Source organism: Aporhodopirellula sallentina SM41 (assembly GCF_000346505.1).
Classification (GTDB): domain Bacteria; phylum Planctomycetota; class Planctomycetia; order Pirellulales; family Pirellulaceae; genus Rhodopirellula; species Rhodopirellula sallentina.
The window spans coordinates 1-14,111 of sequence record NZ_ANOH01000189.1 but is presented as its reverse complement, the minus strand read 5'-3'; the positions used below and the strand labels follow the sequence as shown (position 1 = coordinate 14,111).

Genomic DNA, 14,111 nt, shown 5'->3' with positions numbered 1-14,111 from the left:
TGCGAGATTGCAACAGTTCGTCGACAGTATCCGCACCTACTCGTCGGCAATCGTCTGCAACAGATCCGCCAACGCGTCGGGACGGAACGTTGCTCGGCGGGCCAGTTCAGCCCGAAGGTGCCCGGGGAAAATGTATTGTTTGCGTCCTGATGGTAGATCGGTATCGAGCCCAGTGATATCACTATCGTTGAGCTGTTCAATGGTGGCTCGGACTTCGGCATCGAGCGGTGAGTTGCTGCGATTGAGTTCAGATGAAATCGCGTTGATCGCCCACACCGCTTGACGTGCCGAGTCGTACGCTAGCAATTTTGCCTCGTCGCTTCCGGCAATCGCTTTCAACGCGACTCGAGCTAACCTCTCATCGACACGGCGTGTTTGAACCGTCGCGGTTAACTCGTCGAGTTTGGCGAGCAGTCGTGTTCCCACGTTCGCAATCGACTCCGGATTTCCAAAAGGCTTTTCGTCGAAACACTTCGCGAGTTCGGATTCCAAACTCGCGATCTCGGCGTACCGGTTTCTCCCTCCGAGTCGATAGGCGACGTCGAGCAGCACGCTTTGCCATTCGTGCGGGCGTGGGCGTCCGGGAACGCTCTCCCGCGTCGCGGTGAGATATCGCTGCTGCCGAAGACTTTCGGTTTGCAATTCATGATGGCAGGCCGCGCAGTCAAACAACGCATAGTCCCCCCAATCCTTCGTCGGGCCGGTGTCTACCATTAACTGCACCGCCTTTTTCCGAGCGGTGATTGCTCCGATGAAAACCTTGCGTGTGTCCCAATACGTTTTCTCAGCACGCAGAGCATCTGCCCCCACTACACCGGGATAGTTGATCGTGAAATACTCCGCACGGGTCGGATCCTGACCGAGGTTCTCATACAACTGCGACGGCGTTTGCCAGTGTTGCGGCATCTGATCTGAGAACGTTTGCACTTCGACCGAGGGCAACGGAGGATGCCCCGCCGCGTACATCTGGTGCGTGACAAACATGTTGCGTTTGCGGTTTCCGACATGGCAATCCAAACACATCGACGCTTGGTTCGCCGTGTTGACCATGTCGCTCATGCCAAGGGCACGTTTCTGCGCAGGCGAACTCAAACGCCATTTTTCATTGTCGAAGTGCGTCTTTTGCCACGCGATTTGATTGCCTTCTTGGTGACAAAATAGACAATCGATCCCGATTGAATGTTTACTCAAAACGCCTTCACCACGCACCTGTTCGCCCGTCACACCACCGTGACACGTCAAACAGGCATCGCGAAACAGGGCATAACCTTCAGGAGTATCGACGACGTTCTCGCCCCACATTTTGTCGCAGATACGTCGGCTCAATACATTGCTCGAGCCAACCCATTCCTTCGGAATCTCTTTCAAACCAATGTTGTCGTAATCGAGCCGGTATCCTTTGTTGCGATAGACGGACACCACCTCGTCGATACGATTTTGCAACCGGTCGTAGAGTTCGAGCAGTTCTGATTCCAATTGCGATTCGGTGAACGGTTCCACGCGACGCCGGGCGATGGTGTGTTTGTCACGCTGCACCCAAGCGTCCATTTCTTGCCGGCGGCTGAATGCGTTCAATTGACTGGACTGCCCCGAGGCTATTTCAGCTTCGCCAGGACCGTCAAAGTGACACCGAATGCACTCAGCGACCGCGGGCTCGCTGACCCAGGTCATGTAGACGGGATCGCTGAGTCGATCCTCAATCGTTGGCGGTTGCTGTGCATCGGCATTTGGATTCGACAACAGGCCGGAGATCACGATCGTTAGGACCGCATACAAACCATTCCGGATCCACACACGGTGGTCAATCGTCACTAAACGGGTTGGCCTGGTTGGCGCGTCGCCGTCGCAGTTCCTCGAGCAATTCTTCTCGTGTCTTAACGCGAGGTTTCGGTGCGGCGTTTTCATCACGTTGCTCTGGCTGGTTGGGTTTGGGCGTTTCGACATCACCATCGCGTGGGCCTTTGTTATCAGTACCTTCGATACCGGCCCTCGTGCCGCGTTCCGCGTTTCGTTTCGCGATTTGATCGTTGACTCGATCGATCACCGCTCGCAAATCCTCTCGCATCCGATCGGTTTTTTCGGAGTCCTCAGCCCACTCGCCGAGGTCCGGCTGATCGACCGGCCCGAGCCACGCGGCCAATTCGACGGCCAACTTCGCGGCCTCTTCTCTCGCCAGCAATGGATGAGACTGGCGACCGCGATCGGAATTGGCCTCCGCAAACCGAGGGGTCTGCATCCGGTCCGCATAGCGTAATCCGAGTCGGAGCCGATTGGCAACAAAAAATGCTGGCCCGGACGCTCCCTGCGGCCATGCGTTTCGGGCTGCGACTGCGGCTAAGTAGTACTGCGAGGCCGATTCCCAGGTTCGATATGTCTCCTGATCGCCCGCCGCCTGAGTCACCAATTGGGCGAGTTCACCGGCCTCGAATTCAAATCGCTCGACCGCATAAACCTGATCCACCCACTGAGACAACAATGTGCGAACCCGCGCCGACATCCTCGCAACGAGGTCAGCGTCCGTGATCTCGTCGGTATGCAACGTCGTGCGAAGATCCTCAATCGCGTCGAGCAGTTGGTAGTCGACGTCGATCGCCTTGCTGCCACGCATCCGGTACATCAAAAACCACCTCATCCCGATGTCGTTCCATGACGAGACCAATGCGACACCAGGAGAACGCCCCAGCGGCAGATCGGGACGTCGTTGGTTCTCAAAACCCAGGTTGTGGTGACACGCGGCACAATCGTAGACGGACAACTCCGGCCACTGGCTCCCCGCTGGACCGCCGCCATGTGGACCGCTCTGAGATCGTTCGATCATCAACGCGAGCGACGCATCCATCGCCGCAATCTGACCGGCGAGCCAGAGTTGGGCTTCGTATCGCCATGCCGCGTCGGCCTCCGTATCACGCCAATGCTTGGGTTGACGAGCATGATAGGTCGCGAACTCATACCGGAGGGGCGGGTGACCTGCGGCGATCAGATCATGATTCATGTCACGGTCTTGATCGCCAACGTGGCAGGTGGCACACATGCGGGCTCGGGTCAGCAGATCGTCCGCATTCACGAATCCGTTATCGGATGCGTAGTCAGCATCCCATCCTGTTTGAAAGTGGACACCAATCCATTGTTGAGATGGACCATGACACGCTTCACAACCGACGCCTTCACGTTGGAACGATTTCTTCTTTGCGGAATGAAACGTCTCAAAAGGATCGCCACCGGCAGCATGCGCGGGCGGTGTAAAACGCCGCGTCGTGTTGTGACATGCCAAGCAATTGTCGTAACCGGCCTGATCGATCACCTCGCCGCTACCGCTCAGAATGTTCAGCCGCCTCATCATCGCGACGCTCTCGTCGCTGCAGAACGTTCGCCAACTTTGCGAATGCGGGTCGTTCTCGAGCCAGATCGGATACTCGTTGCTGCGAGCCACCTGTGCCTGAACAACGCCGGGTCGCGGTCCGCCATGACACCCTGCTGACGCACAGGACTGTGCCCCGTTTGCGCTCAAATCGCTACGCAGCAACGGAGCATTGCGACTCTGCATACCGGGAGCGATTTCCAGACCGGTAGCGACTGAAACCGATTGAGCCGAGAGCTCTCCCACGACGAACCCGCACGACAGCAAGGACACGGCGCATGCCCCAACCCAGGTCCGTCGCATGTTTGCAAGAAAGTTGAATTTCATCGCCATCGTCCCAAGATTACACGGTCCATACCAGAACACAGTAATTGACGGATCGGCAAACCGTCTTGAAGAACTTCCGCGAAGGTCCGGCGAAGCGGACGATCGAGCACCGCATAGAGACGACAATCGGTACAATCGCGAAAACTACCTCGCGTAGGGTATTGGAACGGCACTCCCACCCAAGTACAACGATGTTTACAGGGGCGGAAATCTGCGAGCAATTTTGCGACGCCGTTCACTGCTTTTCTCAATCGAAGATTCGCCTGGCCTTTTCACTTGCTGCTCCAACGAAACCAAATCCGAATCCATCTCCCCTTTGCCGCAATTGCACTGGCATTGGTGGCGGGCGGAGTGATCTGGTACGTGATCGATTCCAGAGCGGCCGGACAGTGGCTCGGCGGCGGCAGTACCGTTGGGCTGGTCTGCGGCATTGTCGCCGGAGCGATCATTGCGTTCGAAATGCTTCTTTGGCCACGCAAAGCTCTTCGTCGGCTACGGCTATTTCCGACCAAATACTGGCTCGCCGCACACCTCTGGCTGGGTTTGGCATCTTTTCCACTCGCGGTCGTTCACTCGGGATTTCATCTCGGTGGATATCTGCCGGCAACTTTCATGACCGTTTTCTCGCTGACCATCTTCAGCGGAGTTTATGGATGGATCGTACAAAACGTTTTGCCGAAGTGGCTGCTGCGAAACCTTCCGGCCGAGACGATCTACAGTCAAATCGATCATGTCGCCGGGTTAGCGACCGACGATGCCAAACGATTGCTGATCGCGTCGTGCGGCCAACGTCGAACGGCGATCGAGCAGGTTCAACTCGACATGGAGGATATGGACATGTCGTTGACGCAAACGATCGTCATCGGCGCCGTCCGGCAAGCCGGGAAAGGCCGCACCTCGGGACGCACGCTGCAAACCAAACAGGCACACGACAGCCGAGATGATCGCGACCGACTTTGGACAGCATACGACAACATCGAACAGTTCCTGCTTCACGGTTCCTCGATCACTAGCCCAGTGACCGACCGGCGTGAAGCAACGATTTGGTTTAACCGGCTTCGCAAAGATTGCGGCGATCCCAGCCAAGACATCATCGACTCGCTCGAACAACTCTGCGATCAGCGGAGGCAATTCGATACCCAACGGGTCGTTCACAAGTGGTTGCACGCGTGGCTTCCGCTCCACATCGGTTTATCCATTTCTGTTTCGATACTCTTGGTCGTTCATGTTTGGACGGCACTGAAATATTGGTAGTTGTCCGATCGGGCGGAGAGTGCGTTTGAATCCGTTGCAAAACCCTACTGGCAAACAACGATCCCAGAGAATCCAGCTCGACTACTTCCGACGTCGAACGGGCCTGGACCGATGGAGGTCTGTCTGCATCGTAGTGGGTTTCGTCGCCGCGGCGGCCTATGCGGGATACCTGTTTTACTTTGTCCCAAATTCTACTCGCAGCATGGCAACCGCTATCGCGAGCAACGAACCGGGCCGCAACCTGCTCGAACATCACTTCAACACGGGAGCACTCTCGTCACCGCACGCATCATTCGAAAACCAATGCGAGCTTTGCCATACGGATTTCACCCCGATGGACGCCAATGCTCCGTCGGAATGGTTTCCTCTAATCGGCGTGGACGCAGACGTTTCGAGGAAACATCTCGAAGACGCCTGTCAGAAATGCCATCAGGTCGGTCATCACCACCGGTCCAAAATGACCGCTCAGTTCGCCGCTCGCGACCAAAACTGTTCTGTCTGTCACCGAGCACACCAGGGTCGTGATTTTGAACTGACCAAGATCGCACGGCGAGAGTGTTTGTATTGCCACCGCGATTTGACCCCGGTCGCCAATTCCAATCCGGCGGTACGAAACTCCGTTGCCGCTTTCACGAAAAGTACACACGGGGAGTTCACGTCGCTGCAGCAAGGCGATTCCGGAAAGATCCGTTTCAGCCACGCGTTGCATATGATGCCCGGCCAGGTTGCCGCCGACGCGAAAGGCGGCATGACCCTATCGCGGTTGTCGCCCTCGGAACGTCCCCGCTACGTACGCGAGGGACAAACCAACAGTGACCTCGTTGAGTTGGATTGTTCGAGTTGCCATGAATCGGTCGGACAGTCCGTCATCGACCAACTCGGCACTCAGTTGAAGTCGGTTGATCTCGAATTGCTCGGACGCTCGATGGAACCCATCCAATTCGAAAAGCACTGCGAGGCCTGCCATGCGATTTCACCGGGTGTGATGCCGAGCACCGCTGATCCACTACGTCTTCCGCACGGCGTCCCCTCATCTGCCATGCGAACCCAGATCGCATCGATGATCGATGGAAACCGAGCGACCGGCGATTCGCGGCACCGACGCGACGACTCGAAAACGACACCTTCTCCCGGTCTTGGTCAAACGGGTGATCGCGAATCTGGTCACGATAATGTTGCCCATGACGCCTCGGGCATCGATTGGCGAGCGACCGATGAAGAGATCGCCGCAGCAGAACAAAGCGTACGAAACCAATGCATGACGTGTCACGACGAAGAATCCATATCCGAGCAAGCGATCCTCGCGTCAGCTTCCGACACCGCAGCGACGCTCATCCCCACGCGATGGTTACGACGAGGACTCTATGACCACGCGGTACACCGGCAAATCGACTGCCGTTACTGCCATGCCGCTGCCTATCCGGTTTCTGATTCGCTAACGCAGTCCGCATTGCCCACCGATACCCACGAAGAGGTGATGATCGCGGGGATTGAGAGCTGCGAAGGATGCCACCGGGCGGCCGATACACCGACGCCGAGTTCGCTGCAACGATCGGGAGATGAATCCGACCGTTTGATTTCAATTCCCGAACTGATTGGCAACATGCCGACGTGGGCATCCGACGAATGCATCCTATGCCATCGATATCACTCACCGATGGACGTTCACCGCCCGAACGAATCAATCACCTCGATCAATAAGGGGACACCGTAGTGCGTCTCCTCTTTATTCTGACGGTAGTTACCCTGCTCGCGAATCCGTTCGCGTTTTACGGACAAATCAACGAACAAAAGGCGAACGCGCAGGAGATCGACGCGTTCCACCGATCCGAATCGTGCGCCACATCGACATGTCATGGCGGAACAAATCGCAACGCGCCCGCATGGACACACTCGTTTTCGACACACCGCTCGATCGATCCCCACGCGACGTCTGGGCTGTTGTTACTCGACGGTGACTCTCGCCGGATAGTCGCGCGGCTGGCCCCCTCGGCGAAAGATTCCGAAGTCGCCTTTCACAACGTTCTGCGGGAAAGATGCATCTCCTGCCACGCGACGGTTTCCCCTAAAGAGTGCGAACCGTCAGGACAGATCCCCGCGGAGATTCTTGGTCGCGGTGTGACATGTGCATCCTGCCACGGCGAAGCGAACGGTTGGGTGGACCAGCACTATCTTCGGTCTTGGTCGACACGTCCAAACCGCGAGAAAACAGGCTTTCGAGAGACCGCTCGGCTTCTCGATCGGGCACAAACCTGCGTGCGATGCCACGTCGGATCCCGAACCGATGACGGTCTCATTCGGGACGTCAATCATGATTTGATTGCGGCGGGACACCCCGCTCTTCGGTTCGACATGTTGGTCTACCACCGCAACTTGCCGAAGCACTGGGACCGCGAAAAACGGTCAGAACGGGAGTTAGCCGAATCCGCCGTACGGGTTCGCAAGGTCGGACGTGCCGTGTCCTTCGCCGCGGCGGCGGCATTGTCCTCCGAGCGGGCTGCCGATCATCTTCAACGACCGCGATCGGTCCCCTGGCCGGAACTCGCTGACTATGACTGTTTTGCCTGTCACCAATCCTTGACGATGGCATCGTACCAGTTGCCATCGAGCGACCTCATTCGATCCCCCCTGCACATCAGTGATGGACTACCGGTGTGGAATGCGTGGCATTCAATCTCGCAACTCGACTTTCGCGATTCGTCTGTCTATTTGAAAGACCTGTCACCGCACCGCAGCGATCCTCGACGTTTCCTAGTCGCCGGGCGCAAGGTCGCCGAGCATTTCTCCAACCTAGCCACTCGAACGGCGGCGGAGCCTTCATCACCCAGTGCGGCCTTGGGAGAGATCGTCGACCTGCTCAAAGGCAGACCACCAGTCGACTGGCACGAAGCCGCGATCGCTTACCTACAACTCGAAGCCGCGTGCGAAGACCTGTCAAACCGTTCCAATCCGATTGTCAACATCGACCAATCCGAACAAACGCTACGTGAACTGCTGCAGCTATTGCGTTTCGATGCGCACGTCGCCCCGCCCAACGCATCACGTGCTCGCTCGCCATACAAGTTCGACGCGGGTTTGTTTCGGCGCAAGGTGCTCGACTTGTTCAATACGTCCCCCGTAACGCCTTAACTGGCAGCTCTTCCTGATAGACACCATGATCATTCCTGCATTGCACGAGAGACAACATCGCCGCGGCTATCTGACGCGAACCGACCTCGAGGAAATCGCGCAGGAGTGCAACGTTCCGCTGTACAGGGTTAACGAAGTCGTTTCTTTCTATCCTCATTTCCGAACCTCGCCGCCTCCGACGGTGGTGGTCAACGTTTGTCGTGACATGGCCTGTCACCTACGTGGTTCGGTTCCGATGACCGAACAACTCTCCGCGTGGGCAAAGCAGTATGGGGATGAAATCGAGGTTTGCGGCGTTTCCTGCTTGGGCCGGTGCGACCGTGCCCCCGCCGCCATCGTCGACGAAGAACTGCACGCTTGCGTGGACTACCGCAGGCTGCAGAAAACAGTTGACGCTCGTATCAACAACCGACCAACATCCCCAGATAGCGACTGGGACACCGCCAAACCGCACATCGGAAAATGGGATATCGATCCCTATGGTGGCCAGGGAAACTACGACATGGTGCAAAGGTTCGTCACTCAGGGGGGGACGCCCGACGACGTCATCGCCGCGTTGCAGCACGCCGGATTGTTGGGCATGGGAGGCGCCGGCGGTCGGGCATACCTGAAGTGGTCGGACGTGCGTGAGGCGAAAGCTTCCAACGGTCAAAAATACGTGGTGTGCAACGCCGACGAAAGTGAACCGGGAACGTTTAAAGACCGCGATATTCTCATGGCGGCGCCTCACACGGTCATCGAGGGAATGATCATCGCAGGCCTCGTCGTCGGGGCCAATCGCGGCTGGATATACGTTCGGCATGAATACCCCGAACAAATCAAACGCTGCCGCGAAGAGATCAAACGAGCCGAGGAAATCGGCGCACTCGGCAACGGAATCTTTGGCTCGCGGTCCAACATGACGCTCGAAGTCTTCCCCAGCCCAGGCGGCTACATCTGCGGGGAACAGACCGCGCTCATCGAAGCGATGGAAGACAAACGCGCCGAGCCTCGCAACCGTCCACCGGAATTGATGACCAACGGGCTTCACGACCAACCAACGTTGCTCTCCAACGTCGAAACGTTTGCCTGGGTTCCCGCGATCCTCAAAGACTCCGGCGATTGGTTCGCTCGCCAAGGTGAACGCGACACCGCGTTGACGCGTGACGTCGCCGATCGAATTAGAGGAAAACGTTTGTTCTCAATCAGTGGTGATGTCAACAACCCCGGCGTCTACGAAGTTCCCACCGGGATCTCGCTAGGCGAACTGATCGACAAACACTGCGACGGCATGCTCGACGGACAAGCCATCGCGGCAGTCGCATTGAGCGGCCCGTCCGGCGGACTGCTTCCGCCTCGTATTCCGATCGAACATCTTAACCGCCGCGCCATCGAGAAGATCGTCGATGACACTGTCACGCATATTGATGTGCGTGATATACCGTTGGACATCCAGGTGTCCCGTGCACTCGGTTACATGCTCGGCGCAGGCATTGTGGTCTACGGCGATCGTTGCGATGTCCTTGCCGAGGCCGTTGCCAATAGCAGGTTTTACCGCAACGAATCGTGCGGCAAGTGCGTGCCATGTCGTCTCGGTTCGAAAAAGATCACCGACATGGGGGAACGACTCTTGTCCGCCGAAATCGATCTTGTGGAACTCGGCACGATGTATCCCGTGATCGATGAACTGTCATCGGTGATGCAAGCCACCAGCATCTGTGGGCTCGGCCAGGTCGCCAGCAACCCGCTGTTCACGTTCCTGAAGTACTTTCCCGAGCTGGCCGAAGAAGCGTGCCGCAACCGATAGAGCCATCCCATCATGACATCACCTGATTCGCCTAAACCGAACCCGTTTTCCTCGTCGAACCTCAACCTATCGATGGCATTGCCTTCGATTCTCGGGGAGGAACCGCGGATCGATGACGAAGCTCTCTTCGCACGCGATTTCGACGGGCACTTGGTTCGCGTTGAGAAAGTTACCGCGGCCGAACTCGACCAAACGGTCACCCTGACCATTGATGGCACTGACGTCACGGTCCCCCTCGCAGTTCCCAAACGCGACTCGCAAGGCAAAGTGCTACGCGACAACGATGGCACTCCGATCCCGCGGCCGACCACGATCTACGACGCCACCTCCGAAGCCTTCGTCAATCAGCCCGGACAGGTTCACCCCATTCCGACGCTCTGCCACCGGGAACACCTTCCGCCGGTAGGTGTCTGCCGCGTTTGCATGGTCGAGGTCACCGAGATGACCCGACGCGGGACACGCAGCAAATTGGTCCCCTCCTGCGTGCAGCGCGTCACCGACGGAATGATCGTCAACACAGTCAGCAGCGACAAAGACCCTGACGCCGCCGAGCGGGTGCGACGAGCCGCATCAACGGTTGTCGAGTTGCTGATGGCAGACCATGCCCCCAAGACAGCATCCGCCGAAAACTCCGCCCCTACCAATAACGAACTCGTCGAGGTCGCCAATCGTTTGGGAGTTCAGTCTTCGCGTTTCCAGCCGCGTGAAACCTCGCGTGGGCAAGACCTCAGCAGCCAAATGATCGCGGTCAACCACGACGAGTGCATCCTCTGTGGTCGATGCAGCCGCGGGTGCAGCGGTATCAAACTGAACGATGTCATCGGTCGATCCGGAAAAGGCTACGAGACCAAAATCGCGTTCGACCTCGATGACCCGATGGGACAAAGCTCATGCGTGTCGTGCGGTGAATGTGCAGTCAGTTGCCCGACCGGAGCGTTGCAATTCCAACCGGCATTTATCCAAAACCAAGTCCGCCGCGTCAAAGATGAATTGGCCGAAGACGGCAACCAAGGCGAGATTGTCACCGCGGATGAATTGATCAAATACGAACTCTTCAGCGGAATCCCCTACAAGTTTCTTCAGTTCAACGGTGCCGCTGTCGTGCGTCGAACACTGCAACCGGGCGAGCGGTTGTGCACCGAAGGAGAATACGGATCGACCGCATTCGTAATCCTACGTGGTGAGTTCGAAGTCTTTCTAAGTTCAGCGCGTGGTGCAGTAAGGAACCGCCGCGCCGACGGCATTTGGGGGTGGCTCGGCGGCCTGAAAACCGTGGTGGAATCCGTCGGCGGGAAAGCACACCTGTCGGATCTTTCAGGTGTGGCGATCGGCGAGAACCAGCGAATTTTTGTGAGTGCCGAAGACGTCATCCTGGGCGAGATGACCTGCCTCAACCGCTACCCTCGTTCAGCAACCGTTGTCGCGGTCGAACCGGCCGAAGTGCTCGAGATCAAACGCAACATCCTGTATATGTTGCAACGCAACGAGACCAGCCGCGAGATCCTCGATCACGTTTATCGCAAACGTGCACTACAGAACCAGCTCATGTCGCTGCCGATCCTCGAGTCTCTCGAAGACCGTGACAAAGAACGGGTCGCCAACGCGCTTCGAGACCGTGTTGATTTGATATCGGTTGATCCCGGACAGGTGATCTTTCGCCAAGGCGATCCCGCGGACAACTATTACATCACGCGACTCGGCTTCGTCAAAATCACCCAAGAATTCCAAGGCGACGAACGCGTCCTCAACTATCTCGCCCCCGGCAACGCATTCGGTGAAATCGGATTGCTCGGCGATCTCGGAAAGATCTTCGCCGATGAACTCGACTATGACATACAACCGGGAACGCGCACCGCAACGTGCACGGCACTCGACCACGTCGAACTCATCCGAATCCGCGGCAAACACTTCCGTGGCCTCGTTCGGCAATTCCCGAGCATACGTGCGACGATGATCAAAACGGTCGGCGATCTACTCAAACGGGACACTCAATCCCGGCAACAACTGCAGGAGGTTCAAGCGGAAGACTTCCTCGAACAAGGTCTCTATCTCGCCCAAAGTTTATTGGTGCTCGACCTCGAACGCTGCACCCGATGCGACGAATGCACCAAAGCCTGCGCGGACACCCACGGTGGCGTCACACGATTGATTCGGGACGGGTTGCGTTTCGACAAGTTCCTCGTCGCGAGCAGTTGCCGGTCATGCATGGACCCGTACTGCCTCGTCGGTTGCCCCGTCGACGCCATCCACCGGAACGGTGATTCTCTCGAAATCGCGATCGAAGACTATTGCATCGGTTGCGGTTTGTGTGCAGACAATTGTCCCTACGGCAATATCAACATGCACGGGTTCCCCAAGCAAGAGGTTGATGAAAAAGGACGACTACGCACCGTCTACCAAACCAAACGAGACGGCAGCAGAAAGCCGATCGTCCAACAACGTGCTACCACATGCGACCTCTGCACGAGCATCGATGGCACGCCGAGTTGCGTCTACGCTTGCCCACACGACGCAGCCTTCCGAATGACCGGTCCCGACCTCTACAAAATCACTTCGAAAAAGTAGGTGGCGGTCCGGTTTGCAACTGATTTCCGGGCAGCATTTCAGCACCCGATCACACGATTCCACCAATCACGCACTTGATTTTGCCGTGCCGGTTTCGCGTGGAGGTGCGAGGCGTTTGCCTTTGGGTAGAAGAACGTTGGGTTTGAAGGAGGGATGTGATGGCGGTTGTTTCGGTTCGATATAACGCGAAAACGGCTCTGTCGGACGAGAAAGTCCTAGAAGATCTCGTGCGGAACTCGATCGAGCAGTATGTCCACTCGATCCGCGATGTTTCGAACAAAGACGTTCAGTTGCACGTGCAGATCACTCGGTTCAGTGCGAGCGCGAGCAAGGGAGAATGCGGGTTCTCGCTGCACGGTACGGTCAATGGCGTTGAGATTTTGGACGACATTCAGGCAGTCGATGTGCGTCGTCGCCACGGCGTCGACCGCATCGAGGAGGCTTGGCTAGGAAACCTGCTGTTCTTGCTCTTCAGGTCGTTTTTCCCGAACCGCATGACGAAAGTGCTCGGGCGAAGTGTGGTTAGCGTGCGTGTCGAACGAGCACTCGAAGAATGTCTTGCTGGCGTTCGGGCGCAGATCGACCGTTCGCTGGGACGTGCGGTCACGTCGGACGAATCGATCTGGAAGGCGGCCAAGTGGCAGGCATTTGCATTGGCAATTGCCACTCTCGTGATTGCCGTTCTGGTGGCTTGGCTACACCAGATCCCGGGGCGGGACGAGGTTCAGGTTGGGATGGCGTGTCTTGTGATGCCCGCGTCGGTTTTTGCGTTCTGGATCGGGTTGGCGTTGTTGCGAATCCCAAAACGCTTCTATCAATCCGATCCGCGTGGACGAAAGTTGGTCAAATTGGTGGGGGTGAAAAGTCCAGCGGCCATCCGTGCTGTGGGGGGCGGGATGGTGGTTGTGTCTTTGGCTTTTGCCGTGGTGGCTGTTGGGGTTTTGTCTTAAATGAAAGCGTAAATAGAAAAAACGGGGCGAGCATCTTGAGAATGCTCGCCCCGTTTGAGGTCGTTGTCTTGCGTTGTGTCGCGAGACGGTTGGTTATCGATACTGCGAACGAAGCAGAACACGTTGAGAGTTGACATGCCAGATCTTTCTGGCTGGGTTCGCTAGACTTCAGTTCCCCGAAGTTTGGCGACATCGGCTACGTCAATCTTTCAAACGCTTTAGTTGTCCAAGACAGGAGTTTCGGGCAATGGTTGGATCGCCGATGCTCCGCAGGTGCAGGTCTCGGCGTGATGGTCGTGGGCACACGCGCCACCGGTTTTGCAGCATGCGTTCGCAGTTTTGCTCACCAAAATGGTGTGTGTCTTTTTGCCTTCGACGCAACCACTGCAGGTGCAGCCTTTGCACTCACACTTCTCGCCGGTGCAGCAACCGCAGCCCTTATCGCAGGAGCCACAACCGCAGCTCACCGATGCAACCGCGTGGGCACCGACGCTCGGATCCTTGCATTTCGCACAGGAGCATGTCTTGCATTCACATTTCTCCTCGCTGCAACATTTGCAATCGGATTTGCACTGGTCGCAACCACATTTGGTACCGACCAATGCGCACTTCCCGGATTGGCAACATGCCGCTTTCGTCAACGCAGTCACGTCGACCAATGCCGCGTGCAGGTCAGAGTCTTTGTCTTTCGACACGCAGCCTTGGCAGGTGCAGCCTTCGCATTTGCAGGTTTCTGTTTCAC

10 protein-coding genes are annotated in these 14,111 nt (G+C 57.1%); 6 read left to right on the top strand and 4 right to left on the bottom strand.

Features of this window, described 5'->3' with window-relative positions; translation table 11 throughout:
• Nucleotides 1–36: 36 nt before the first annotated feature.
• Together RSSM_RS12260 and RSSM_RS12255 are read right to left on the bottom strand one after the other, a co-directional pair.
• A complete protein-coding gene (locus RSSM_RS12260; protein WP_008678785.1) occupies nt 37–1,794 on the bottom strand; it encodes a multiheme c-type cytochrome in 1,758 nt (585 codons plus the stop codon).
• A gap of 7 nt (nt 1,795–1,801) precedes the next feature.
• Nucleotides 1,802–3,685: a multiheme c-type cytochrome gene (locus RSSM_RS12255; protein ID WP_236621107.1), complete on the bottom strand. Its 1,884-nt coding sequence runs from the start codon at nt 3,683–3,685 to the stop codon at nt 1,802–1,804.
• 276 nt (nt 3,686–3,961) lie between these two features.
• Between RSSM_RS12255 and RSSM_RS12250 the strand changes: the two genes are divergently transcribed.
• The 6 genes from RSSM_RS12250 to RSSM_RS12225 all read left to right on the top strand — a co-directional run bounded on the left by RSSM_RS12250 (nt 3,962) and on the right by RSSM_RS12225 (nt 13,369).
• The gene (locus RSSM_RS12250; protein WP_044302403.1) at nt 3,962–4,939 is read left to right on the top strand and encodes a hypothetical protein; all 978 of its coding nucleotides are present in this window, start codon (nt 3,962–3,964) and stop codon (nt 4,937–4,939) included.
• Nucleotides 4,940–5,141: 202 nt separating this feature from the next.
• Nucleotides 5,142–6,653: a cytochrome c3 family protein gene (locus RSSM_RS12245; RefSeq protein WP_236621106.1), complete on the top strand. Its 1,512-nt coding sequence runs from the start codon at nt 5,142–5,144 to the stop codon at nt 6,651–6,653.
• On the top strand, nt 6,653–8,068 hold the full coding sequence (locus RSSM_RS12240) for a multiheme c-type cytochrome (protein ID WP_008678777.1): 1,416 nt from the start codon (nt 6,653–6,655) through the stop codon (nt 8,066–8,068). Before RSSM_RS12245 ends, RSSM_RS12240 begins: the two co-directional genes overlap by 1 nt.
• Before the next feature lie 25 nt (nt 8,069–8,093).
• Nucleotides 8,094–9,854 carry an NAD(P)H-dependent oxidoreductase subunit E gene (locus tag RSSM_RS12235; RefSeq protein WP_008678775.1) on the top strand — a complete coding sequence of 587 codons (1,761 nt, stop codon included), beginning with the start codon at nt 8,094–8,096 and terminating at the stop codon, nt 9,852–9,854.
• A gap of 12 nt (nt 9,855–9,866) precedes the next feature.
• Nucleotides 9,867–12,419 (top strand): cyclic nucleotide-binding domain-containing protein, encoded by a 2,553-nt coding sequence (locus RSSM_RS12230; protein ID WP_008678772.1) that lies wholly within the window; start codon nt 9,867–9,869, stop codon nt 12,417–12,419.
• Between the two features lie 158 nt (nt 12,420–12,577).
• Nucleotides 12,578–13,369 carry a hypothetical protein gene (locus RSSM_RS12225; protein ID WP_008678769.1) on the top strand — a complete coding sequence of 264 codons (792 nt, stop codon included), beginning with the start codon at nt 12,578–12,580 and terminating at the stop codon, nt 13,367–13,369.
• Here the strand turns inward: RSSM_RS12225 and RSSM_RS33705 are convergent.
• Nucleotides 13,366–13,506 (bottom strand): hypothetical protein, encoded by a 141-nt coding sequence (locus RSSM_RS33705; RefSeq protein WP_008678767.1) that lies wholly within the window; start codon nt 13,504–13,506, stop codon nt 13,366–13,368. The two genes, RSSM_RS12225 and RSSM_RS33705, sit on opposite strands and share 4 nt — an antisense overlap.
• A gap of 81 nt (nt 13,507–13,587) precedes the next feature.
• Nucleotides 13,588–14,111 (bottom strand): hypothetical protein (locus tag RSSM_RS34710; protein ID WP_044302402.1); only part of this gene is annotated, 524 nt, incomplete at its 5' end.

Excerpts from the sequence above, each read along its gene's own strand:
- RSSM_RS12230 (WP_008678772.1), top strand. The coding sequence starts at position 9,867 with ATGACATCACCTGATTCGCCTAAACCGAACCCGTTTTCCTCGTCGAAC.
- RSSM_RS12235 (WP_008678775.1), top strand. The coding sequence starts at position 8,094 with ATGATCATTCCTGCATTGCACGAGAGACAACATCGCCGCGGCTATCTG.
- RSSM_RS12225 (WP_008678769.1), top strand. The coding sequence starts at position 12,578 with ATGGCGGTTGTTTCGGTTCGATATAACGCGAAAACGGCTCTGTCGGAC.
- RSSM_RS12245 (WP_236621106.1), top strand. The coding sequence starts at position 5,142 with ATGGCAACCGCTATCGCGAGCAACGAACCGGGCCGCAACCTGCTCGAA.
- RSSM_RS33705 (WP_008678767.1), bottom strand. The coding sequence starts at position 13,506 with ATGTCAACTCTCAACGTGTTCTGCTTCGTTCGCAGTATCGATAACCAA.
- RSSM_RS12255 (WP_236621107.1), bottom strand. The coding sequence starts at position 3,685 with ATGAAATTCAACTTTCTTGCAAACATGCGACGGACCTGGGTTGGGGCA.